Source organism: Oryzicola mucosus (genome assembly GCF_014534685.1).
Classification (GTDB): Bacteria; Pseudomonadota; Alphaproteobacteria; order Rhizobiales; family Rhizobiaceae; genus Oryzicola; species Oryzicola mucosus.
Genome location: NZ_JACVVX010000001.1, coordinates 596149 through 620698, shown reverse-complemented (window position 1 = coordinate 620698; position 24550 = coordinate 596149). Strand labels below are relative to the sequence as shown.

Sequence of the window (24550 nt, the reverse complement as noted above, 5' to 3'; positions counted from 1 at the left end):
CTGCCGGCGCCGCCATCTCAGGTTGCATGTCGCAATTGATTTTAACCAAAGGTAGATTATCGTATGGCAATCTACCTTTGGTTGCGTGTGGCGTATGGATCGGGTCGTCGACATCAGCACGGATGGGCTGCATCTGGCGGTGCATCGCGGGTTCCTGACCGTCTCCGCCGGCCACGAGGAGAAGGGCCGCATCGCGCTCGACGATATCGGCGCCGTCATCGCCCATGCCCACGGCCTGACCTGGTCCAACAGCGTGTTCGTCAAGCTGGCCGAGCGCAACGTGCCGGTGGTGATCTGCGCCCAGAACCATGCGCCGATCACCTGCCTGTGGCCGCTCGCCGGCCACCATCTGCAGGGCGCGCGCATGCGGGCGCAGGCAGCCGCGCCCAAGCCGCTGACCAAGCAACTCTGGCAGAAGATCGTCGCCGGAAAAATCCTGATGCAGGGCGCGGTGCTGTCGGCTTCCGGCGGCGAGGGCGCGGGTTTTGCCATGCTGGCGAGAAAGGTCCGCTCGGGCGACCCGGACAATCTCGAAGCGCAGGCGGCGCGCCGCTACTGGTCGGCGCTGATGGGCGCCGGTTTTCGCCGCGATGCCGACGGCGACGGGCCCAACGCGTTGCTCAACTATGGCTACACGGTGCTGCGCGCCGTGCTTTCCCGCGCCATCTGCGCGGCCGGGCTGCACCCCACACTTGGCATTTTCCACTCCAACCGCGCCAACGCCTTCGCGCTGGCCGACGATCTGATGGAACCCTATCGCCCGCTGATCGACCGCGTGGTGCTGTCGCTCATGGCCGAAGACATCCGCGACGTCACGTCCGAGGCCAAGGCCCGGCTGGTCAAGATAGCCGATCTGGACCTCGACACATCGGCCGGCACCAGCCCGCTTTCGGTGCAGGCGAGCCGCCTGGTCCATTCCGTGGCGACCTCGTTCGAGACCGGCATCGTGGCGCTCGACCTGCCGCGCCCGCCTGATCCGCTGGCGCTCGCCGCCCTCGGCCGCCGCGCGGAGGCGCCGGCATGACCACCTTTTACACGCAACAGGGAGGCGGCGAGCCAACGCATCTGTCCGCCTACAGGCTCATGTGGATGCTGGTGACGTTCGACCTGCCGGTGGAAACCAAAAAACAGCGCAAGGCGGCCAGCGCCTTTCGCCTGCATCTGCTCGATCTCGGCTTCGAGATGAGCCAATTGTCCAACTATCTGCGCATCTGCAACGGCAAGGAGCAATTCGATGCCTATATCCGCAAGATCGAGAGCAGCCTGCCCGAGCGCGGCGACATTTTCGTCTTCCAGTTCACCGACCGGCAGTATGAAAACATCATCCGATTCTCCGACCAGTCACGCCGGAAGCGCTCGAAAAATCCCGAACAGCTCGCGCTTTTCTAGCGATTCGCTGGATTTCGGTTGGCTTCCCGGGGCTCAAATCGCTTGGAAAACCAAGGATTTGAGCCCCGAAATAGCCTAGCAGTTCAGAAATCGCGGGCCAACTGCAACAACAAGCTGCGGCAGGTGTCCACCGACGCGAGCCTAGCAGTTCAGAAATCGCGGGCCAACTGCAACAGACTGATGTTGTTGACGATTCTGGCGTCTAGCCTAGCAGTTCAGAAATCGCGGGCCAACTGCAACTGGTCGGGCCGCTTGCTCTTTCCTGATGAGAGCCTAGCAGTTCAGAAATCGCGGGCCAACTGCAACTTAAGGCGCATCTGGAGCGCCAGCGCGAAGAGCCTAGCAGTTCAGAAATCGCGGGCCAACTGCAACAGCAGCCCCCGCCTCCTCCCCTCCACCAGCAGCCTAGCAGTTCAGAAATCGCGGGCCAACTGCAACTGAAGAACCTCGCCGAAGATGCGGACTGCGAGCCTAGCAGTTCAGAAATCGCGGGCCAACTGCAACTTGACCACGCGCGGCTCGCCAGTCCATCTCAGCCTAGCAGTTCAGAAATCGCGGGCCAACTGCAACCGATTCCGCTTTAACCACGCGAAAACATCGAGCCTAGCAGTTCAGAAATCGCGGGCCAACTGCAACCGGCAACGTCCGATCCAGATAAGCCATGATAGCCTAGCAGTTCAGAAATCGCGGGCCAACTGCAACGTATCGAGGGGAACACGCTGTTCACCGACGAGCCTAGCAGTTCAGAAATCGCGGGCCAACTGCAACTAGACCCGGCCGTCGGCCGAGACGATGGTCAGCCTAGCAGTTCAGAAATCGCGGGCCAACTGCAACTTGCGCCGTTCGAAGACATCGGGTTGAGCCAGCCTAGCAGTTCAGAAATCGCGGGCCAACTGCAACGCACCCGTCACCGTCCTCGTCATCTGATTTAGCCTAGCAGTTCAGAAATCGCGGGCCAACTGCAACGCGTCAACACCATGCACGACCAGGCCATGAAGCCTAGCAGTTCAGAAATCGCGGGCCAACTGCAACGCGGGCGGGTTGTACTGGCTGACAAGGTAGAGCCTAGCAGTTCAGAAATCGCGGGCCAACTGCAACTCGCGCGTGATCGTGGCCGAGCCGGTCAGTAGCCTAGCAGTTCAGAAATCGCGGGCCAACTGCAACTGTTCGAGCGCTCGATTGGCATGTCGGGACAGCCTAGCAGTTCAGAAATCGCGGGCCAACTGCAACGCCGCCGTGGTCGCGTAGATGACCCCCCCAAGCCTAGCAGTTCAGAAATCGCGGGCCAACTGCAACAGACTGCAATGGTGCTTTTGACATGTGGGTAGCCTAGCAGTTCAGAAATCGCGGGCCAACTGCAACGCCTTCCAAGCGCTGATCGCCTTCGGGCAGAGCCTAGCAGTTCAGAAATCGCGGGCCAACTGCAACCCGGCCTGCATCGAGCAATGACGCATGCCCAGCCTAGCAGTTCAGAAATCGCGGGCCAACTGCAACGGGGAGTAACGACGACAACTGTCATGGAGCAGCCTAGCAGTTCAGAAATCGCGGGCCAACTGCAACGACGCATAGAACGGTTCGCCGTAACAGCTCAGCCTAGCAGTTCAGAAATCGCGGGCCAACTGCAACCGCAGACAACGACAATCATGCTGCCACGAAAGCCTAGCAGTTCAGAAATCGCGGGCCAACTGCAACTCCTGGATCAGCCGAAACAGCCACGAGGGCAGCCTAGCAGTTCAGAAATCGCGGGCCAACTGCAACGACCTCTTGTCGGCATGGCAGTCAACACGAAGCCTAGCAGTTCAGAAATCGCGGGCCAACTGCAACACGCCCGCGTAGTTGTGAATGTTCTGGTTGAGCCTAGCAGTTCAGAAATCGCGGGCCAACTGCAACGCCACCGGCTCTGCCTGCTCGTCATGAGCGAGCCTAGCAGTTCAGAAATCGCGGGCCAACTGCAACTGGAAGAAAAGGCAGCTTGAATGCGCATGAAGCCTAGCAGTTCAGAAATCGCGGGCCAACTGCAACAGAGACCCCATCATCCACATGCAATCGCTCAGCCTAGCAGTTCAGAAATCGCGGGCCAACTGCAACATAGACCGATGATGTGTCCTCACCTGCCATAGCCTATCAGTTCAGAAATCGCGGGCCAACTGCAACAGGGCCGCGCCGGCCAACTCCTGGCGAATTAGCCTAGCAGTTCAGAAATCGCGGGCCAACTGCAACAGCGTGGAACTCAAGGTATAGTTACTGCGAAGCCTAGCAGTTCAGAAATCGCGGGCCAACTGCAACGTGGGGGCCTCTTCAGCCTTGCGCGCAATGAGCCTAGCAGTTCAGAAATCGCGGGCCAACTGCAACCCTAGTCGGCCGACATCGCCCGGCGACAGGAGCCTAGCAGTTCAGAAATCGCGGGCCAACTGCAACCGGACGATCGCGAATGTTCTCGGCTTCACGGTGTTATAAGGACTTTCCGATAGAGCTGACTGCATCTGAGGAGGCGGCGTATGCAGTCAAGTCTGGCGTTGAGTGTCGGCCTGCCGGCGGCGCTTTGCATCATCATGCTTGGTCTGGGGCTATCGCTTAGGCTCGAAGATTTTGTTCGTGTCCTTGCGCGCCCGTGGCCGGTGATGGTCGGTCTGTTCTGCCAGATCATCCTGTTGCCGGCCTTGTGTTTTCTCCTTGTGTCCTTGTCCGGTCTTCCGCCGGCGATCTGCGTTGGCATGATGCTGCTTGCGGCAAGCCCGGGTGGGACTTCCGCGGCACTGTATACGCATTTGGCGCGCAGCGACGTCGCACTCAGCATTGCGCTGACGGCCATCTCCTCACTGCTCGCGATTGTGAGCTTGCCGATCATCGCAAACCTGTCCCTGCTGGCGTTTTACGGTGAAAACGGCGCCGTCAGGCTTCAGCTTCATCAGGTTATGCAGATTTTTGCGATCGCCATCGTGCCGGCATTGGTCGGCGCCTACATTCACAAGCGGCATCCAGTCCTCGCGGGAAGACTCGACAAGCCGGTGAGACTTCTGGCCACGCTCTTTCTCGCAACGGTCGTCCTCGTCGCGTTGGTCGGGCAGTGGCGTCTGCTGGTGACATGGGGACCTACGGTCGGCGCGGTCGCGCTTGCCTTCAACGGGATGGCCTTGGCCGTCGGTTATTGGGTCCCCAGGATGCTCGATATCGAGCGGCATCAGTCGGTCGCCTTGTCGATGTCGATCAGTTTGCGCAACGCGGCGCTGGTCATCGCCTTGGCGATGAGCGAGCATATGCTGAACGACCCGGAAATGGCGATAGCGCCGGCGGCCTACGGCCTTGTCGCCTATCTCGTCGGCGGGCTGTTCGTGTGGAGCCTTGTTCGCAACCGAGTCTAGCAGCCTGGAGATGACGGGCCACCCGCAACCCTGCGCGCCGGATACCTTGAGGAAACGGCAAAGCTTGACGCATTTCGGCGATTGTCGCAATGAGCTTTAGCAGTTCAGAAATCGCGGATGGTCCCGCGAACGGGGGAATATCCGCTGATGTCACGACAGGCCGATCATGAAACGGCATTCGCCTTTCCCATCCTGATCGGCGACATCGGCGGCACCAATGCGCGCTTTGCCGTGGTCGACGGCCCGGATGCGCCCGATGGCGCGCCGGTCGTGGTTCGCACGGCGGATTTTTCGACCATCGACGACGCGATCAAGGCCATTGCCGAAAAACGCGACGGCCCCGCGCCGCGCTCGGCGATCCTTGCTGTGGCCGGACCCGTCAATGGCGACGAGATTCCGCTGACCAATTGCCCCTGGGTCGTGCGGCCGAAGCAGTTGCGCAGCCTTGGCCTCGCCGACATTGTCGTGCTCAACGATTTCGAGGCGCAGGCGCTGGCCGTCGTTGCCCTGGGCGACGAGCATATGGAGAAGATCGGCGGCGGCGAGCCGCAGGAGGAGGCCGGAAAGGTTGTGCTCGGTCCCGGCACAGGCCTCGGCGTCGCGGGTCTGGTCTATGCGCTGGGGCGATGGATCCCGGTGCCGGGCGAGGGCGGGCACATGGATATCGGCCCGCGCACGCCGCGCGATTTCGACGTGTTTCCCCGCATCGAGCATATCGACGGCAGGCTGTCGGGCGAACAGATCCTGTGCGGGCGCGGCCTGGTCAATGTCTATCGGGCCGTGGCCGAAACCGACGGCAAGCCGGCCACGATGACCACGCCGGCGGAGGTGACCGCGGCGGCGCTGGAGCGGCGCGATCCGGTGGCGGAAGAGGCGCTGTCGATCTTCGTCACCTGCCTCGGCCGCACGGCGGGCGACGTCGCGCTGGTGTTCAAGAGCCGCGGCGGGGTCTATCTCACCGGCGGCATTGCCCAGAAGATCGTCCCGGCGCTGAAGACCGGCGCCTTCCGTGCGGCGTTCGAGGACAAGGCGCCGCACAGCGCCCTGATGCGGACCATGCCGGTCTATGTCATCACCCACCCGCTCGGCGCGCTTGCCGGGCTCGCCGCCTATGCCAGGACACCGTTTCAGTTCGGCGTGCAGACCCATGGCCGCCGCTGGCGCTGATAAAGCCGGTTTCGTCCAGCGCCGACTTCATGTAGGAGGGGCGCGAAGCGCCGCCCGGAACGGGCACTGGCGCAGCGTTCACGGGAAGCCGGGTTGAGTTCGAGCAAAAGCCAGGACACGTCATCCAAGGGTGGCGAAGTCGTCTCCATCCTCAAGCGCATCGTTGCCGAAAACGGCCGCGACTATGCGTGGCAGTATGGCATCGCCGCTGTTTTCCTGGTCGCGATCGCGGGTTCAACGGCGTTTACCGCCTGGATCATGCGCGACGTCATCGACGAGATTTTCTACCGCCAGCGCGCCGACCTCATCGCCGTCATCAGCCTGTCGATCATGGCCGCCTTCATGGTCCGTGGCGTCGCCACCTATGGCCAGTCCGTCATCTTGGCGCGGGTCGGCAACAATCTCGTCGCGCGGTACCAGAAGCGTATTTTCGACCATCTGATGAAGCTCGGCATGGATTTCTTCGCCGAGAACCGCTCCGGCACCTTGGCTGCCCAGATCAACCAGAATGTCGGCGGCGTGCGCGACCTGCTCAACATGCTGGTCACCTCGGTGGCGCGCGACGCAATCTCGCTGGTGGCGCTTGTCGCGGTGATGGTGGTCCAGGACCCTGTCCTGTCGCTGATCGCCTTCCTGATCGGGCCGCCGCTGATCCTTTCGGTGAACTATCTGATGCGGCGGCTGCGCAAGCTCAACCGCGACGCCATCGTGGTCGGCTCGCAACTCGGCGGGGCGATGCAGGAGGCTGTGCAGGGCATCGCCATCGTCAAGGCCTTCACGATGGAAGACCAGCTGTCGCGCCGCATGGCGGCGCTTGCCGAAGATGTCGAGCAGCGTTCCAACAAGATCGCGCGGGTCTCCGAACGCCTGTCGCCGATCTCGGACATATTGGCCGGCATCGTCATCGCCATCGTGATTGCCTATGCCGGCTATCGCGCCACCGCCGGCGGCCAGCCGCCCGGCACAATCTTTGCGTTCGTGACCGCATTGCTTCTGGCCTACGACCCGGCGCGGCGTCTGGCGCGCACCCAGGTCAATCTCGAGCGCTCGCTGGTCAATGCCCGCATGATCTACGAGATCCTCGACCTCGAGCCGCGCCAGGGCGATGCGCCGGGCGCCAAGGCCCTTTCGGTGTCTGCCGGAGAGATCCGCTTCGACCGGGTCAATTTTGCTTATGCCGCCGACCTGCCGGTGCTGCGCGATTTGAGCTTCACCGCTGAAGGCGGCAGGACCACGGCCATTGTCGGTGCCTCGGGGGCCGGCAAGTCGACGATCGTGGCGCTGCTGCAACGCTTCTACGACGTCACCGGCGGCCGCATCGAGATCGACGGGCAGGACATTGCCGGCGTCACCAAGCAGTCGCTGCGCCGCTCCATCGCCTATGTCTCGCAACATCCCTATCTGTTCGAAGGCACGGTGCGCGACAACATCCGCTATGGCCGCGAGGAGGCGACCGACGCCGAGATCGAGCAGGCTGCGAAGCTGGCCGAAGCCGACGGTTTCATCCGGCAATTGGCTCTGGGATACGACACGCCGCTGGGCGAGAACGGCGCCACCCTGTCGGGCGGCCAGCGGCAGCGCCTGTCCATTGCGCGCGCCATGGTGCGCAACGCGCCCATCCTGCTGCTCGACGAGGCCACCTCGGCGCTCGACAACGAATCCGAGGCCAAGGTGCAGCAAGCCCTGGCTGCCGCCATGCAGGGCCGCACGACAGTGGTGATCGCGCATCGTCTGTCGACCGTCATCGGCGCCGACCGCATCGTCGTGCTGGAGCAGGGCCGGCTGATGGAGCAGGGCACGCATACCGAGCTTCTGGCCGATCCGAACAGTCTGTATGCGCGTTTCTATCAGTTGCAGGACGACCAGGATATCGGATTGGTTGACGACATAGCCGATGCCCCCCAAGACAGGGACGAAGCCGTCGAGCGCGCAATCGAGGAGAGACCCGCATGAGCGAAATGGGACTGGTCGTGGTGGGTGCGGCCGGACGCATGGGACAGGCGCTGATCCGCGCCATCTCTGCGATTGACGGCGCCCGGCTCGTGGCTGCGGTCGAGCGGCCGGACTCGCCGCGCATCGGGCAGGATGCGGGCGAGCTGGCCGGCATCGGCAAAAACGGCATCGTCATCGCCGACGATCCGCTGCCCGCCTTTGCAAAGGCCGACGGCGTGCTCGACTTCACCAGCCCGGCCTCGACGGTCGAGTTCGCCGGTTATGCGGCACAGGCACGCATCGCCCATGTCATCGGCACCACCGGCTGCGGCGCAGAGGACGATGAACGGATCGCCGCCGCGGCGCGCCATGCTCCCATCGTCAAGTCGGGCAATATGAGCCTGGGCGTAAACCTTCTGGCCGTGCTGGTCGAGCAGGCTGCCAAGGCGCTCGGACCGGACGACTTCGATATCGAGGTGCTCGAAATGCATCATCGCCACAAGGTCGATGCGCCGTCCGGCACGGCCCTTCTTCTCGGGCAGGCCGCGGCAATCGGGCGCGAGGTCGCGCTCGCGGATCACAGCGTCCGGGTGCGCGACGGCCACACCGGCGCGCGCGCGGCCGGCACCATCGGCTTTGCCACGCTGCGCGGCGGTTCGGTCGTCGGCGACCACTCGGTCATCCTGGCCGGCAGCGGCGAGCGCATCACCCTGTCGCATGTCGCCGAAGACCGGTCCATCTTCGCTCGCGGCGCCGTCAAGGCAGCGCTCTGGGCGCATGGCCGCAAGCCAGGCCTTTATTCCATGCGCGACGTTCTCGGGCTCTGAGGACGTCGCCGCGTCAGTTTGATCGTTGAAGGGAAGGAAGACAATGTCGGGAACTCTCGTGCTCGTCCGTCATGGCCAGAGCGAATGGAATCTGAAGAACCTTTTCACCGGCTGGCGCGACCCTGATTTGACCGAGCAGGGCCATGCCGAAGCCAAGGAAGCCGGCGAAAAGCTCAAGGCCAAGGGGCTGAAATTCGATATCGCCTTCACCTCGGTTCTGACCCGCGCGCAGAAGACCTGCCAGCATATTCTCGACGGTCTCGGCCAAAGCGAGCTGGAAACCATCCGCGACCAGGCGCTCAACGAACGCGACTACGGCGACCTGTCGGGCCTCAACAAGGACGATGCCCGCGCCAAGTGGGGCGAGGAGCAGGTGCATGTCTGGCGCCGTTCCTATGATGTGCCGCCGCCCGGCGGCGAGAGCCTGAAGGACACCGGCGCGCGCGTCTGGCCCTATTACATCCACGATATCCAGAAGCATGTGCTTGCCGGCAAGACGGTGCTGGTGGCCGCGCATGGCAATTCCCTGCGCGCCTTGATCATGGCGCTCGACGGTTTGACCAGCGAGGAAATCCTCAAGCTGGAACTCGGCACCGGCATTCCGGTCGTCTACAGGCTGAACGCCGATTCGACCGTGGCGTCGAAGGACGTGCTCGGCTGAGCCGATTTTATGGGGGATAGGTGGCTTCGCATCGCCTGTTTCTGCGCTTTGCCGGCTGCCGGACAGGGAATGTTCGGCAATCGGCGGGGGATTTGAAAAAGCGCGTTGACAGGCATCGTTTGCCCGCTTACATGAGCCCGCACCAGCCCAGATGGCGGAATTGGTAGACGCGCACGGTTCAGGTCCGTGTGCCGCAAGGCGTGGAGGTTCGAGTCCTCTTCTGGGCACCATTCCCATCCCGACTACCAACGGGATCAAGCACTTAACATTGATATTCGGCTCGCCCCCGGGCGTGTCGCTCTCTGCTCGGAAGCACGCCGATGCGGCTTGCGCGGCTGATGTCGTCAAGACGCAACACCCCCGGCGAAAGAACAGTCGGAGGGTTGCGGACGACAGGCGACCGTGGCCAAATGCGCCCAACTTGCCGACTTGCCATTCGGGTATCAGTGCCGGACGCGTATCAGCGGAATTTGCCATGCCTCGCCTGTCCCTTGCCGCGTCCATCGCCTGTCTTGTGCTTTTCGCCGGGCCTGCAATCGCACAAGAGGCTCCAACAGCCGCCGCCTTGCCGCCGGTCGAGGGAAAGCCTTCCGCGACCGCCATGGTTGAGGGCGTTGCCGCTGGCGATTTGCTCAACGTTCGCGTCGAAGCGTCGCCGATGCAGAAGGTGATAGGCCGTCTGCCGAATGGCGCGGTGGTGCGGAAATACGACTGCAAGGCGGTCAACGGCTATGAGTGGTGCAAGGTCGAGGCCATCGAACTGGAAGGCTTGAGCGGATGGGCGCCGGCGCGCTATCTGCGCCCTCTGGAACTGCCCGACGATCTTATCTCCACGGCCTCCGCCGGCGAACGGCAGGACGCTCTCGGCACGATAACGGGCGAAACGACTGAACCGTCGGTGCCTGTGGGCGAGGCCGCGCCAGAAGGCGCCGAACCACAGCCCGCGCAGGAGCAGATCGCCCTGGCGCCGGTGCCGGCTCCATCGGAAGCCCTGGCGGCACCCTCTGCCGATACCACCGAGAAGCTGGATCGGCCGGCTCCGGTCGAATCCACGCCTGAAGTTTCGACTGCGCTTCCTTCGGGCATAGAGGCTCGTTTCGGCGGCGCACCGGCCCTTGCGCTTCCGCCTGCCGCGGAAGAGGCACAGCCGGGCCTCGATGCCGGCACCAGCTATGCCTTGGCTTTGGCGACGGTGGCCTCGGCGGCTCCTGCCGCGATGCCGGAGACACCCGTTGCCGAAGCTCCGCAGGAACCTGCGGAACCTCTCATTGCATCGCTGCAGCCGCGGGCCCAGGAAGCCATAGCCTTGGCCCTATCTGTGCCTTGTGCGCGCTATACCGGCCAGCCCATGACCGCATGCGCGGCAAGCGTGGTGCGCCCGGCGGAAGGACAGGCGGATGTGACCGTCACCTGGCCCGACGGCGGCACCCGCGTCATTCATTTCCGCGATGGCAATCCGTCCGGCTCCAACACGCGTGCCGAATTCCGCTTCACGCGCGAGGGTTCGCTCAACATGATCCGCATCGGCGTTTCCGAGCGCTTCGAGATCACTGACGCGGTGGCGATCGGAGACTGATGCGGCGCGGCTATGCGCTTTTCATGTCCAGCAATTGTGCCACCAGCGCCTGAAGATCCGGCAAGGTGAAGGGCTTTTCCAAAAGCGGCCGTCCGCAGTTCTGCAGGAAATGCACCGCCGACGGACCGAGCGTGTCGCCGGTCACGAAGGCCACGCGCTCGGCAATGTGCGGATAGTCTTTTTGCAGCCAGGCATAGAAGGTCGGTCCATCGCCGCCCGGCATCCGCATGTCGCACAGCACCATGTCGAAAGGCTGCACCGATTGCGTGACCATCGTCCGCGCCTGCTCCCCGCCCTCCGCCGTCACGGCATCGACATTCAGGCAGGACAGCAGTTCGGCCAGCAGTTCCGCCAGTTCGGACTCATCCTCCACCACGAGAGCCAAAGGCCGGCGTCGGCTGGATGCCTGCTCCGTTTCGGCGGAGAACTCCTTCTTCGCGGCGATCTTTTCGCCGGTCGGCAGAGACAGCACGAAGCGCGCGCCGTGGCCGGCCTCCTGCTCCGCGAGGTCGAGCGTGCCTCCGTTGGATTCGGCCAGTCCCCGGGAGACCGCAAGGCCGATGCCCGTTCCGACCTCCTGCGGCTTGGTGGTGAAGAATGGGTCGAAAATCCGCGTGCGGATGTCGGCCGCCACGCCCGGTCCGCCATCCTGAACCGACAGCTCCATCCGGTTCGCGCCGGTTTTGCACGCGGAGATGAAAATCCGTCGCGCGCTCGACGGCACCATGTCCATCGCCTGCTGCGCGTTGATGACGAGATTCACCAGAATCTGGTGGATCTGGTCGCCATCCACCCAGATCGGCGGCAGGTCGGCTGGAATGTCGGTGCTCACCTGGATGCCGGAACTTCTGAGACCGTAGGCGAGCAGGCTCAGCACATCCTGCACCAATGTCTCCACCGTTACCGCGCGCGGTTCAGCCTTGCGCTGCCGCGCCATCGCCAGGAAGCTCTTGACGATACGCGAACAGCGTTCAGCGGCTTGCGAAATTTTCATTCCCCGCTCACGCAGGCTCGATGAAGCGGGTGCTGCCTCGGCCTCGAGCTGTTCACGCAGCATCATCGACTGGCCGACGACGATCGACAGCGGATTGTTGAGCTCATGCGCCACGCCCGACAGCATGGAACCCAGCGCCGCCAGCTTCTCCTTCTGGTAGAGCGTATCGCGCTGACGCTCGATCTCAGTCTGCGCCTGGCGTGCAGCCGTCAGGTCGCGAATATGGGCGGTGTAAAGCCGCCGGCCGTCGATATTGACCTCCGACAAGGCAAGTTCGACCGGGAAGCGGGTCCCGTCCGCCTTGAGCCCGACCTGTTCCACACGACGTCCCATGAGCTTGCCGCCGCCGCCCAGCGCATGGTCGGCCATGCCTCTCACATGCTGCCCGCGAAGCTCGGGCGGGATGATGACATCGGCGACCGCGAGCCCCAGCACCTCGGCGCGCTTGAAGCCGAATGTCTGCTCCGCCGCCGGATTGAACTCGATGATGTCGCCTTTGTCGTCGACCACGATGATGCAGTCGATGGCGGTCGCCACCACAGCGGCGTGGAACCGGCTGCTCTCCGCCTGGGCCTTGGCGCTCGCAGCCAGTTCCTGCTCGCGCTGTCGCAACTCGGTCAGGTCAAGGCCGATGGAGATGATGCCAAGCACCTCGCCCGCCGGGGCATAGCGCAGCACGGTTTCCTCGACATAGCGCTTGCCGAAGCGGTGATAATCCGCCCATCCGGTCCAGCGGAAGGTTTCTCCGGCATGGATGCGCGGCAGAAGGTCATGGTAGCCGGCCGATATCTCCTCGCCGAGAACCTCGCCGGGCGTGCGGCCGAGCACCTCGCTTTCCGGCAAGCCGAGAAAGTCGAGGAAAAGCCGGTTCACATAGCGATAGCGATGCTCGTTGTCGATGAAGACAACGCGCGCCGGGACAGCGTCGATCAGCGCCTGCAGCATGTCGAAGCCGACCGCAGCGATTGCGTTGACGTCGCCGATCCCAGCCTTGGCCGGCCGAGGCGTCCTGTCGATGGCTTCCGGTATCATTGTGCCGGACTGAAAAGATAGCCGACGCCGCGCATGGTCCGGATCGTCTGCGGTTTGGCAGGGTCGCTCTCGATCTTCTTGCGCAAGCGGGTGATGCGGACATCGATGCTGCGGTCGAATGGGTCGGCATCGCGATTCTGCGCGAGGTCGAGCAGTCTTTCGCGTGTCATCACGCGGTTCGGGTTGATCGCAAACGCATGCAGCAGCTTGAACTCCATGGCCGTCAGCGCTTCATGCGCGCCGTTATCGGCGACGAGGCAATGGGCCTCCAGATCGAGCAGCTTCTTGCCGAACGGCACCAAAGTGTCCCGGTCCAGCTTTTGTGCCGGAACCGGCTCTTGCCTGGGAGGTGTCTCGGCTATCTTGGGGTTTTCGATCTCGCGCCGCCGCAGAACGGCGCCAATCCGCGCCTTCAGTTCCCGCAGGTCGAACGGCTTGGTCACATAGTCGTCGGCGCCCAGCTCAAGCCCGACGATCCGGTCGATGACGTCGTCGGCTGCCGTCAACATGATGATCGGAACGGTGCTGGAGGCGCGGATCCGGCGCGCCAGCGAAAAGCCATCCTCGCCCGGCATGTTGACGTCGAGGATCAGAAGATCGGGCGCTTCCTCAGCCATCAGTGTGTCGAGCGCCCGCCCGCCATCGGCCGACCGCACGGCGTAACCCTGGCCGTTCAGATACTCCGTCACCATGTCGCGAAGACCGTCTTCGTCATCGACGACCACGATCCGCGCTGCAACCTTGTCCCAACTCAATGCCCCACACCCCTTCTCCCCCGATGAGATTCACCTTACGCGCCTGTGGCGTGCCGCTCTTTGCATTGAGTGACACGCAGCTGGGCGCTGGGCGAACTGCGCGGATTATTCGAGGCCGTAGTCGCTCCTCGAAAAACCGCTGAGCCGGAGATATCGGTCGTTTGTTTCCGTGGTTGGTCGTTATGCGCAACTATTGTTACATAAACGAAACAAAAACGAAAGAATTTTGAACGACGTCCGCGCATAGCCTATCACCCTGCCGCAACGGAAGCCAGAGACATCGATGCGATGGTGATTCTGGCCGTGCTCAGGAAAGCGCTTTGGATCGTCCCCCCGCCTCGTCCGCCCCGCCCATTTCGTTTGACATTCGAATTGATTTCGAACAAATAAAAAACGCTTTCGGAAAAACCATAGTGCCACAAACTGAAAGCGCGGAGACTGCCTGACCATGGCGCAGACCTATGACGTGCTGGTGATTGGCGGCGGGATCAATGGCTGCGGCATTGCCCGCGATGCTGTCGGGCGCGGCTATTCGGTGATGCTCGCAGAAATGAGCGACCTCGCCAGCGGCACGTCCTCGGCCTCCACCAAGCTGATCCATGGCGGCTTGCGCTATCTCGAACATTACGAGTTCCGTCTGGTGCGCGAAGCGCTGATGGAGCGCGAGGTTTTGTGGAAGATGGCGCCGCACATCATCTGGCCGATGCGCTTCGTCCTGCCCTATGCCAAGGGCCTGCGGCCGGCATGGCTGCTCCGTCTCGGCCTGTTCCTCTACGACCATCTCGGCGGCCGCAAGCTGCTGCCGGCGACGCGCACCCTGAACATGCGCACTGACCCCGCCGGTGCGCCGCTGAAGCCGTTGTTCACCAAGGCGTTCGAATATTCCGACGGCTGGGTCAACGATGCCCGGCTCGTCGTGCTCAACGCCCGCGACGCCGCCGACAGGGGTGCCGTCGTCCGCACCCGCACCAAGGTCGTCAGCGCGCGGCGCGAGGACAAGGTGTGGAACGTCACCCTGCAGGACATATCGACCGGTCACGCCGAACAGGTCCGCGCCCGGCTTCTGGTCAATGCCTCCGGCCCCTGGATCGACCATGTCATCAGCGGCATCGTCGCGCAGAACGATGTCCACAATGTCCGCCTCGTGCAGGGCAGCCACATCGTCGTGCCGAAGAAGTTCAACGATCCGCGCGCCTATTTCTTCCAGAACAAGGATGGCCGCATCATCTTCGCCATTCCCTACGAGCAGGATTTCACGCTGATCGGCACGACCGATCTCGACTATGGCGGCGATCCGCACAATGTCGTCATCAGCGCCGGCGAAATCGACTATCTCTGCAATGCCGCCAGCGAGTATTTCCGCGAGCCGGTCACCCCAGCCGATGTCGTCTGGACCTATTCGGGCGTGCGCCCGCTGTTCGACGATGGCGCGAGCAAGGCCCAGGAAGCGACACGCGATTATGTGCTGAAGGCGGATGCGCCTTCGGGAGAAGCGCCCATCGTCAATGTCTTTGGCGGCAAGATCACCACCTATCGCCGGCTGGCCGAATCCATGCTGGAAAAGATCGAAGACCTCATCGGCAAGAAAGGCCCGGCCTGGACCGCCGGAACGACCTTGCCGGGCGGCGACTTTCCGCCCGACGGCTTCGAGCTCGAGGTCGAGCGTTTGCGCACGGCCTATCCGTTCCTGCGCGACCGCGAGGCGTTCCGGCTGATCCGTCTCTATGGAACCCGCGCCAAGGTGCTGCTCGGCAATGCGAAAACGCTGGACGATCTCGGCCGCATGTTCGGCGACGAGCTCTACGAAGCCGAAGTGCGCTACCTGATGCAGCACGAATGGGCGCAGACCGCCGAGGACGTGCTGTGGCGCCGCACCAAGCGCGGGCTGAAATTCGTCGCCGAGGAGGTTGCGGCCCTGCAAGTCTTCATGGACGATGTCCGGAGGCAACCCGCCGCGGCGGAATAAGAGACCGACAATGGGGAGGAACGATGCCAGGCTTTGTTTTGGCAATCGACCAGGGCACGACCTCAAGCAGGGCGATCCTGTTCGACAGGAACATGAAGATAGCCGGCATCGGCCAGAAGGAATTCACCCAGCATTACCCCGCCTCAGGCTGGGTCGAGCATGACCCGGAAGACATCTGGAAAAGCGTCGTCGCCACCTGCCGGCAGGCGCTGCGCAAGGGCGGCGTCAAGGCCGGGGATGTGGCCGCCATCGGCATCACCAACCAGCGCGAAACCGTCGTCGTCTGGGACAAGGCGACGGGCGAGCCGATCCACAACGCCATCGTCTGGCAGGACCGCCGCACGGCGTCGTTCTGCGCGCGCCTCAAGAAGGACGGGCTGGAGCCGAAATTCACGCGCAAGACCGGCCTGCTGCTCGATCCGTATTTTTCCGGCACCAAGCTGCGCTGGCTGCTCGATCACGTCAAAGGCGCCCGCCGCCGCGCCGAGAAGGGCGAATTGCTGGCCGGCACCATCGACAGCTTCCTGATCTGGCGGCTGACGGGCGGTGCGATCCACGCCACCGACGCCACCAACGCGTCTCGCACGCTGCTCTTCGACATCGAAAAGAACGCCTGGGACGACGAGTTGCTCGAGATACTCGATATTCCCCGAGCGCTTCTGCCCGAGGTCAAGGACTGCGCCGACGACTTCGGGGTGACGGAGAAATCCATCCTCGGCGCCTCCGTGCCGATCCTGGGCGTCGCCGGCGATCAGCACGCCGCCACCATCGGCCAGGCCTGTTTCGAGCCGGGCATGATGAAGTCGACCTATGGCACCGGCTGCTTTGCCGTTCTCAACACCGGCAGCGACATCGTCCGCTCGAAAAACCGGCTGCTGACCACCATCGCCTACCGGCTCGACGGCAAGACCACCTATGCGCTGGAAGGCTCGATCTTCGTCGCGGGTGCGGCCGTGCAATGGCTGCGCGACGGCATCAAGGTCATCGGCAAGGCATCCGACAGCGGCGGTCTGGCTGAGAAAGCCGATCCCGAGCAGGAGGTCTACCTCGTGCCGGCTTTCGTCGGCCTGGGCGCGCCGCATTGGGACGCGCATGCACGGGGCGCGATCTATGGGCTGACCCGCAATTCAGGGCCGGCCGAATTCGCCCGCGCCGCCCTGGAATCGGTGGCGTACCAGACCCGCGACCTCTTGGATGCGACGAAGAAGGATTGGAAGGGCGGCGGCAAGACGGTGCTCCGCGTCGATGGCGGCATGGTCGCCTCGGACTGGACCATGCAGCGCCTTGCCGACATTCTAGACGCGCCCGTCGACCGGCCGACCATTCTGGAAACCACCGCTCTGGGGGCTGCATGGCTTGCCGGATCGAAGGCGGGCGTTTGGCCGGATGCGAAGAAATTCGCCAAATCCTGGGCGCTCGACCGGCGTTTCGAGCCGAAAATGGACGCCGCGACCCGCAAGCGCAAACTCGCCGGCTGGCGCGATGCGGTGCGTCGGACCTTGAGCTGACACGCCAACGGCGCGCGGAAGGTGTTCTCTATACCTCAAGCTCGCGCTTGGCCCTGTCGCGGAAGATGCGGCGAATGACTTTGCCGCTGGTGGTCAGCGGCATGGAATCGACGAACTCGACCTCGCGCGGATACTCATGCGCGGACAGCCGCTCGCGAACCCATTGCGATATTTCGCCGGCCAGGACGGAAGAACCGGCAAAACCATCCTTCAGCACGACATAGGCCTTGACGATTTCGGTGCGCAGGGCGTCGGGTTTGCCGACGGCGGCGGCCAGGGCCACCGCGGGGTGGCCGGTCAGGCAGTCCTCGATTTCGCCGGGGCCGATGCGGAAACCGGCAGAGGTGATGACGTCGTCGTCACGGCCGAAGAAGGACACGTAGCCGTCGGCATCCTGCACTCCCTGGTCGCCGGTGGTCATCCAGTCGGCGATGAATTTCTTCTCGGTCGCCTCGGGGTTGTCCCAATAGCCCAGAAACATCACCGGATCGGGGCGGGCGACCGCGATCTGGCCCGCCTCGCCAACAGGCAGCGGACGGCCGCATTCGTCGATGATCGCCACGCTATGGCCGGGCACTGCCTTGCCGATGGCGCCGCCGCGGCTGACACCCAGGGCTGCGCAGGACGCCAGAACGGCGTTGCATTCGGTCTGGCCGTAGAACTCGTTGACGGTGAGGCCAAGTTCCGCCTTCGCCCAGTCATAGGTCTCGCGGCCAAGCGACTCGCCGGCCGAACCGATGCTGCGCAGCTTGAGCCGGAAACGCCTGCCGATCTCGGGAACGGTCTTGAGCATGCGCAGCGCGGTGGGCGGGATGAAGGCGTTGCGCACCCCGCATCTTTCCATCAGCAGCAGGGCTGCCTCGTGATCGAACTTGTCGAAGCGGCCGACCACGACCGGCAGGCCGAAATAGAGGCTGGGCAGCAGGAGATTGAGCAAGCCGCCGGCCCAGGCCCAGTCGGCGGGCGTCCAGGCGATGTCGCCGCGCTGGGGCAGGAACTCCTGCGCCATCTGGATGCCGGGCAGATGGCCGAGCAGCACCCTGTGGCCGTGCAGCGCGCCCTTGGGCGGGCCTGTCGTGCCGGAGGTGAAGATCATCATCGCCGGATCGTCAGGCGTGGTGTCCTCGACCGCGAAAACGGACGAGCCATGTGCCACCAGACGGCGGAAATCCAGCGCCCCCTTGCTGCCCTCGGTGGAGACGATCAGCTTGAGGTCGGTCAGCCGGGCGGCAACCGCCGAGACCTTGGCGAACCCGGCATCGTTGGTGACGATAGCAGCGCAGCCGGCCGTCTGCAGCCGGTATTCAAGCGCCTCGACCCCGAACAGCAGCGCCAGCGGCACGGCAATACAGCCCAGCTTGTAGATCGCGACATGCGCAATCGCCGTCTCGAAGGATTGCGGCAAGAGCAGCGCGACCCGGTCGCCGCGCCGTATCCCTGCCTTGCGCAGGCTGTCGGCGAGCGCGTTGGACTGCCGCGTCAGATCGCCGAAGCTGAGGCGCGCCGCCTCGCCGTCGGGACGGTAATCGATCAGCGCGACACGATCCGGCTCGCGGCTCGCCCAGTGGTCGGAGACGGCGGTGCCGATGTTGAATCGCGGAGGAATCTTCCAGGCGAAATCCCGGCAGAGCGCTTCGTAGCTGGTTCGCCGTTCGAGCATGGCTGTCTCACGCGAAAAGAAGGTCGCAGCAAGGGCTAAACCTGCTTTTGCACTGCGTCAAGATATCGTGCTGCAGCGCAGCATCGGTGCAGAAGAGTGAAAAATCACTGCCAGGTTTCGGGAATGGATCTCAGCAGTGTCTCGCGCGCCGAGCGCAGATGCCTGCGGCAGGCTTCCTCGACCTTGGCGATATCGCCGGAACGAAGCGCCGCGATGTAGCGCAGATGCTCCTGCAGGGCGACCTCGTTGCGCTCGCGCTCGCCGGTCTTGTTCCATTGGTAGTGGTAGTGGAAGATCATGGCGATGACGTCGTAGAAATCGACGATGAAACGGTTGTGCGAGGCGCTGTGCACCAGGCGGTGGAACCGTTCGTCCAGCGCGGAAAACTCGAGGTAACGGTCTGACACCGAGGCCAGGAGCGCGCGATGTTCGTCCTCGATGACGTCGAGGGTAGACCAGATCGGGTTGTTCTTGCCCAGCGCGGCGAAGGCATGGGCGGAGCGCAGTTCGAACATCTCGCGGATTTCGGTGAGTTCGAGCGCGAAGGCTTTGGTAAAGCCCTTCAGCACCCAATGGCTGTTTCTGCGCTTCTCGATCAGTCCGAAGCGGCTGAAGCGGATCAGGAATTCCCGAACGCTGGTGGTGCCGACGCCGATTTCGCGCGCAAGCTCCAATTCGTTGACCTGCATGCCGGCCTGCGAGCCTCCGGCCAACAGCCGCTCCATGAATTTGCGCTCGATGATGAGCGACAGCGCATCGGTTTCTTCCTCGGGAAAATAATCGTCCTCGGTGGGATCGCGCAGCACGAGCTTGCTGCGCTTGTTCCAGGCGATCAGCCCGCTCTCTTCCATCTTCGCAAGAATGGTGCGAACGGTGGTGCGGCTGACGCCCAGCGCCGCCCCGAGGTCGGGTTCGGACGGCAGCGCGTCGCTTGCCGATATCATTTCCAGACAGCGGTTATAGGCGTCTTTATAGACATTTTTCTGTTTTGCCATGGCGCTGCCCTTTCGCCCGGGAGTCGGAGCGAGACAATGCGTGGGTAGCAAAAATCCGATTGACGGCAAAATGTTTTTTCACGATAAAAGACAAAATCCAAGCTGGGCCGACGGCCTGAAATCTTTCCCCGGCGTCCCCGCAAGGGCTGCGCCGGCCTTACCATGAGAGCAACGGCAGTGAGTTTGGCCAAAGCCATCATTCTTTCCCCTTCCGACAATGTCGCGGTCGCCAATGGCAAGCTGGAGGCCGGCGAAGCCCTTCCGAACGGCGTGCCGACGCTGACGGTCATCGATCCCGGCCACAAGGTGGCGACCAGGCCGATCGCGGCGGGTGAGGCGGTGATCAAATATGCACAGGCGATCGGCAGGGCGACGCAGGATATCGCCGCGGGCGAGCATGTGCATTCGCAAAACCTGGTGTTCGAGGCCGGCCGCATGCCGGTTGTCCCGCCGGGCACCGCGCTGGAGCCCACCGAGGCCGACAAGGCGCGCACCTTCATGGGCTATCGCCGCGCCGACGGGCGCGCCGGCACGCGCAATTTCATCGGCATCATCGCTTCGGTGAATTGTTCGACCACCGTCTGCAAGGCCATCTCGGACGAGGCGAACCGCAGGCTGCTGCCGCTTTATCCCGGCATCGACGGTTTCGTGCCGATCGTGCATGGCCAGGGCTGCGGCATGAGCGGCACCGGCGACGGCATGGCGGTGCTGCACCGGACCTTGGCGGGCTATGCCCGGCATCCGAATTTCGGCGGTGCGCTGATGATCGGGCTGGGCTGCGAGGTCAACCAGCTGACGCTTTACGGACAGCGTGGCGTTGTCTCGTCCAAGCGCCATTTCAACATCCAGGATGCCGGCGGTTCGCGCAAGGCGGTCGAAAAGGCGATGGAGATCCTGGCCGAGATCGCCCAAGAGGTCGGACAGCTCAAGCGCGAGCCGATTCCGCTGAGCGAGATCGTCGTCGGCCTGCAATGCGGCGGGTCCGACGGCATGTCGGGCATAACAGCCAATCCGGCGCTCGGCGCGGCTGTAGATCTTCTCGCCGGCGTCGGCGGCATCGGCATCCTGTCTGAAACGACGGAGATCTACGGTGCCGAGCATTTGCTTGCCTACCGCGCCACCACGCCGGAGGTGGCCAAGAAGCTCGACGGCTACATCAAGTGGTGGGAAGACCACACCGCCCTGCACGGCGCGTCGATCGACAACAATCCTTCGCCCGGCAACAAGCGCGGCGGCTTGACGACCATTCTGGAAAAGTCGCTGGGCGCCGTCGCCAAGGGCGGCCAGACCCCGCTGACCGGCGTGTTCGGCTATGGCGAGAAGGTCACCGGCCATGGGCTGGTGTTCATGGATACGCCCGGCTACGACCCGGTATCCGCGACTGGGCAGGTGGCCGGCGGCGCCAATGTCATCGTCTTCACCACGGGCCGCGGCTCGTGCTTCGGCTGCCGGCCGACGCCGTCGATCAAGGTGGCGACCAATTCGACCCTCTACAACGCCATGGAAGAAGACATGGACGTGAATTGCGGCGACATCGCCTCGGGCGAAAAGACCATCGAACAGATGGGCCGCGAAATGTTCGAACTGATCATCGAGACGGCTTCGGGCCGCAAGACCAAGAGCGAAGAGTTCGGCTATGGCGACAACGAGTTTGTGCCGTGGCATCTTGGGGCGACGCTTTAACGACGAAACCCTTGACCCCCGCACGCGGTTTCGCAGTGCTTGGCGACCCCCTTCCGCGCCCGGTTGAAGGGGTCCAAGCATCGCGAAGGAGGGGTCGAAACCGGCGGTTCGACCCCCTCAAAATGGTCCCCAAAGGGGGCATGAGGGGCATCGCTGGAGGGGCGACAGACACATGGTGAGGGAAAAACGATGAAAAAGCGCCGGATCGGCACCACCGACCTCGAGGTCACCGAGATCGGCTTCGGGGGGGCCTCGCTGGGCAATCTCTACCAGGCGGTATCCAACCCCGACGCCGAAGCGGTGCTCGACGCCGCATGGGACGCGGGCATCCGCTATTTCGACACCGCGCCGCATTACGGCTTCGGCCTCTCCGAGCGGCGCTTCGGCGACTTTCTTCGCTCGAAGCCGCGCGACAGCTATGCGCTGTCCACGAAGGTGGGGCGTCTGCTCCGGCCGGTACCAGAAGATCAGGTGCCGAAGGTCGGCTTCGTCGATCCGCTGCCGTTCAAGCTGGAGTATGACTACAGCTATGACGGCATCATGCGCTCGGTCGAGTTCAGTTACGCCCGGCTGGGGCTGAACCGCATCGACATCCTCTATGTCCACGATATCGGCGTCTACACCCACGGCGTGGAGCTGACCAAGCTGCATCTCGGCCAGCTGCTCGATGGCGGGCTGAAGGCGCTGGAAGAGCTGAAGTCGGGCGGCGTGATCTCGGCCTATGGGCTGGGCGTCAACGAGGTCGAGGTCTGCCTGAACGTGATGCGCCGCGCGCCGCTGGACTGCATCCTGCTGGCCGGCCGCTACTCGCTGCTCGACCGTTCGGCCGAGGCGGAGCTCTTGCCCGTATGCCGCGAGCGCAAGACCTCGCTGGTCATCGGCGGCGTGTTCAACTCCGGCATCATGGCAACGGGCGCCAAGCCCGGCGCGAATTTCGACTATGGGCCGGCCTCGTCGGAAATACTTTCCAAGGTTTCGGCTATGGAAAATATCGCCACGGCGAGCGGCTATCCGCTGGCCGCGGCCGCGATGCAGTTTCCGCTTGATGAGCCTGCCGTCGCCACCGTGTTGATCGGCACGGCGAAGACCTCAAGTCTCAAGCGCAACCTCGATTTGCTTGACGATACCGTCCCGGCGGCGGAATTCGAGAAATACCGGCCCTACACCACCGTCCAGCCGCCGCTGAAGGGCGCGGTGCGCGAATGACGCCATTAAAGCCTGTCACCGAGGATATCGGCTGATGCTGCGCGGAATTCATCCTTTGCTCGGACCCGATCTGCTGCACGCGTTGCAGACCATGGGTCATGGCGACGAAATCGTTCTGGCCGACGCCAATTTCCCCGCCAGCACATTGGGTCCGAAGGTCGTGCGGGCCGACGGACTGGGCGCGGAGGCGCTGCTGGAGGCGATCCTGACGCATTTTCCGCTCGACACCTTCGCCACCGCATCGGCCTTCCGCATGGCGATGGTGGATACGCCGGACGTCGTTCCGCCGATCTGCCAGTCGTTCCAGGCTATCGTGACCCGGCTTGCCGGCGACTTCGCCGTCGAGCCTCTGGAGCGCTTCGCCTTCTACGAACGGTCGAGAGGGGCTGCCTATATTGTCGCGACCGGCGAACGGGCGGTCTATGCCAATATCATCCTCAAGAAAGGCGTCGTCCAGGACGCCTGAGGCCTTGCGGCATTGGAACGCGCACGCCGAAAAGGGAACGTACATTCCAAGTTGACAGAATGATGGAATTAATATTTCATCGCTCTGATCAATTAGGAGGAGCGCCGCCGATCCTTGGATCGGCAGGCTTTCGGGAGCAGGGAGGCTCACAAAATTCCGCGGTACGGCCTGCTTGCCAGGAAACGGCAAATCCGCTACCTCTTCTCAGCATCTGTTTTTTATCGATAAAGTCCGCTTTGGGCGACGCCTAACCAGAGCCGGATAAACCCACGTTCACCAGGCGACTTAGGGAGGAAGCCTATGAAATCCGTCACCACCATCACCCGTCGTGCCTTTACCGCGCTCGCCGCGGCATCGATGCTTGCACTGGCCGCTCCGGCAGCCCCGGCATTCGCTCAGGAAGTCACCATTCCGATCATCGTCAAGGACACCACGTCCTTCTACTGGCAGATCGTCATGGCCGGCGCCCGCCAGGCCGGCAAGGACCTCGGCGTCAAGGTTCCGGAACTCGGCGCGCAGGCTGAAACCGACGTCAACGGCCAGATCTCGATCCTTGAAAACGCCGTCGCCGGCAATCCGGCTGCCATCGTGATCTCGCCGACCGAAGCCAAGGCGCTCGGCAAGCCGATCGACGAGGCCGCCAGCAAGGTCAAGATCATCGGCATCGACTCCTCGGCCGACTCCAAGGCCTTCACCTCGTTCCTGACCACCGACAACGTGCAGGGCGGACGCGTCGCGGCAGACGGCCTCGCCGAAGCCATCGGCGCTGCCAATGGCGGCAAGGTCGAAGGCAAGGTCGCCATCATCACCGCACTGCCGGGCGCCGGTTCGCTCGAACAGCGCCGCGAAGGCTTCCTGGAGCAGGTCAAGGCCAAGTATCCCGGCCTCGAAGTCGTCGCCGACAAATATGCCGACGGTCAGGCGACCACCGGCCTGAACATCGCAACCGACCTGATCACCGCCAATCCGGACCTGAAGGGCATCTTCGCCTCCAACCTGATCATGGCGCAGGGCGTCGGCCAGGCGATTGCAGAGAACGACCTGTCCGGAAAGGTCGGCCTGATCGGTTTCGACTCCGACGAAAAGCTCATCAAGTTCCTCAATGACGGCGTCATCTCCGGCCTCGTCGTGCAGGACCCCTACCGGATGGGCTATGACGGCATCAAAACCGCGCTCGCAGCCTCCAAGGGCGAGACGGTCGAGACCTTCGTGGACACCGGCGCGAACCTCGTCACCAAGGCCAACATGGCAGAGCCGAAGATCGACGCGCTGCTCAACCCCAAGCTGAACTAGTCTGGTTCGGGTGAGGAGCTTGCTCCTCACCCATTCGCCCTGCTTTCGCCCCGCCTGCGATTGGGCGCGGTGTGTAGG

General features: G+C 63.4%; 18 protein-coding genes, 1 tRNA gene and 1 CRISPR repeat array. Of the genes, 15 read left to right on the top strand and 4 right to left on the bottom strand.

The annotated features are described in order from the left end of the window. The first annotated feature begins 94 nt into the window (after positions 1-94). The 9 genes from cas1 to ICI42_RS02855 all read left to right on the top strand — a co-directional run bounded on the left by cas1 (position 95) and on the right by ICI42_RS02855 (position 10914). Positions 95-1024 (top strand): type II CRISPR-associated endonuclease Cas1, encoded by a 930-nt coding sequence (gene cas1, locus ICI42_RS02895; RefSeq protein WP_188163013.1) that lies wholly within the window; start codon positions 95-97, stop codon positions 1022-1024. Then, positions 1021-1389: a CRISPR-associated endonuclease Cas2 gene (cas2, locus tag ICI42_RS02890; RefSeq protein WP_230980132.1), complete on the top strand. Its 369-nt coding sequence runs from the start codon at positions 1021-1023 to the stop codon at positions 1387-1389. The genes cas1 and cas2 overlap by 4 nt, the downstream gene beginning before the upstream one ends. 72 nt (positions 1390-1461) lie before the next feature. Next, positions 1462-3807: direct repeats of the CRISPR family, unit length 36 nt; unit sequence AGCCTAGCAGTTCAGAAATCGCGGGCCAACTGCAAC. Between the two features lie 80 nt (positions 3808-3887). Continuing rightward, on the top strand, positions 3888-4751 hold the full coding sequence (locus ICI42_RS02885) for a bile acid:sodium symporter family protein (RefSeq protein ID WP_188163012.1): 864 nt from the start codon (positions 3888-3890) through the stop codon (positions 4749-4751). Positions 4752-4898: 147 nt separating this feature from the next. Further along, entirely contained in the window at positions 4899-5918 is a 1020-nt protein-coding gene (locus ICI42_RS02880) for a glucokinase (protein WP_188163011.1), read from the top strand. Between the two features lie 93 nt (positions 5919-6011). Then, positions 6012-7871 carry an ABC transporter ATP-binding protein gene (locus tag ICI42_RS02875; protein WP_188163010.1) on the top strand — a complete coding sequence of 620 codons (1860 nt, stop codon included), beginning with the start codon at positions 6012-6014 and terminating at the stop codon, positions 7869-7871. After that, positions 7868-8677: a 4-hydroxy-tetrahydrodipicolinate reductase gene (gene dapB / locus ICI42_RS02870; RefSeq protein ID WP_188163009.1), complete on the top strand. Its 810-nt coding sequence runs from the start codon at positions 7868-7870 to the stop codon at positions 8675-8677. The genes ICI42_RS02875 and dapB overlap by 4 nt, the downstream gene beginning before the upstream one ends. Positions 8678-8720: 43 nt before the next feature. After that, on the top strand, positions 8721-9338 hold the full coding sequence (locus tag ICI42_RS02865) for a 2,3-bisphosphoglycerate-dependent phosphoglycerate mutase (RefSeq protein ID WP_188163008.1): 618 nt from the start codon (positions 8721-8723) through the stop codon (positions 9336-9338). Positions 9339-9483: 145 nt separating this feature from the next. Then, positions 9484-9568 (top strand) — tRNA-Leu (locus ICI42_RS02860). Positions 9569-9813: 245 nt separating this feature from the next. Then, positions 9814-10914 carry an SH3 domain-containing protein gene (locus ICI42_RS02855; protein WP_188163007.1) on the top strand — a complete coding sequence of 367 codons (1101 nt, stop codon included), beginning with the start codon at positions 9814-9816 and terminating at the stop codon, positions 10912-10914. Positions 10915-10924: 10 nt separating this feature from the next. On the opposite strand, the gene ICI42_RS02850 is transcribed toward ICI42_RS02855, so the two are convergent. Both ICI42_RS02850 and ICI42_RS02845 read right to left on the bottom strand, forming a co-directional pair. Then, the gene (locus tag ICI42_RS02850; protein ID WP_188163006.1) at positions 10925-12940 is read right to left on the bottom strand and encodes a hybrid sensor histidine kinase/response regulator; all 2016 of its coding nucleotides are present in this window, start codon (positions 12938-12940) and stop codon (positions 10925-10927) included. Further along, positions 12937-13695, bottom strand: a complete 759-nt coding sequence (locus tag ICI42_RS02845; RefSeq protein ID WP_269140745.1) for a response regulator — start codon at positions 13693-13695, stop codon at positions 12937-12939. The genes ICI42_RS02850 and ICI42_RS02845 overlap by 4 nt, the downstream gene beginning before the upstream one ends. Positions 13696-14143: 448 nt before the next feature. Here ICI42_RS02845 and glpD point away from each other — a divergent pair, with 448 nt between their 5' ends. After that, positions 14144-15661, top strand: a complete 1518-nt coding sequence (gene glpD, locus ICI42_RS02840; RefSeq protein ID WP_188163005.1) for a glycerol-3-phosphate dehydrogenase — start codon at positions 14144-14146, stop codon at positions 15659-15661. 23 nt (positions 15662-15684) lie between these two features. Next, positions 15685-17169, top strand: a complete 1485-nt coding sequence (gene glpK, locus ICI42_RS02835; RefSeq protein WP_188163004.1) for a glycerol kinase GlpK — start codon at positions 15685-15687, stop codon at positions 17167-17169. 28 nt (positions 17170-17197) lie between these two features. Here glpK and ICI42_RS02830 read toward each other — a convergent pair whose 3' ends face one another. Together ICI42_RS02830 and ICI42_RS02825 are read right to left on the bottom strand one after the other, a co-directional pair. Beyond that, positions 17198-18829: an AMP-binding protein gene (locus tag ICI42_RS02830; RefSeq protein WP_188163003.1), complete on the bottom strand. Its 1632-nt coding sequence runs from the start codon at positions 18827-18829 to the stop codon at positions 17198-17200. A 104-nt stretch (positions 18830-18933) separates the two neighbouring features. Next, positions 18934-19824, bottom strand: a complete 891-nt coding sequence (locus ICI42_RS02825) for a GntR family transcriptional regulator (RefSeq protein ID WP_188163002.1) — start codon at positions 19822-19824, stop codon at positions 18934-18936. Positions 19825-20001: 177 nt separating this feature from the next. On the opposite strand from ICI42_RS02825, the gene ICI42_RS02820 reads away from it, so the two are divergent. From ICI42_RS02820 to ICI42_RS02805, 4 genes are all read left to right on the top strand, one after another. After that, positions 20002-21507, top strand: a complete 1506-nt coding sequence (locus ICI42_RS02820; RefSeq protein WP_188163001.1) for a UxaA family hydrolase — start codon at positions 20002-20004, stop codon at positions 21505-21507. A 189-nt stretch (positions 21508-21696) separates the two neighbouring features. Next, positions 21697-22713 (top strand): aldo/keto reductase, encoded by a 1017-nt coding sequence (locus ICI42_RS02815; protein WP_188163000.1) that lies wholly within the window; start codon positions 21697-21699, stop codon positions 22711-22713. A gap of 34 nt (positions 22714-22747) precedes the next feature. Further along, positions 22748-23179 carry an RbsD/FucU family protein gene (locus ICI42_RS02810; protein WP_188162999.1) on the top strand — a complete coding sequence of 144 codons (432 nt, stop codon included), beginning with the start codon at positions 22748-22750 and terminating at the stop codon, positions 23177-23179. Between the two features lie 300 nt (positions 23180-23479). Next, positions 23480-24472: an ABC transporter substrate-binding protein gene (locus ICI42_RS02805; protein ID WP_188162998.1), complete on the top strand. Its 993-nt coding sequence runs from the start codon at positions 23480-23482 to the stop codon at positions 24470-24472. Positions 24473-24550: the final 78 nt, after the last annotated feature.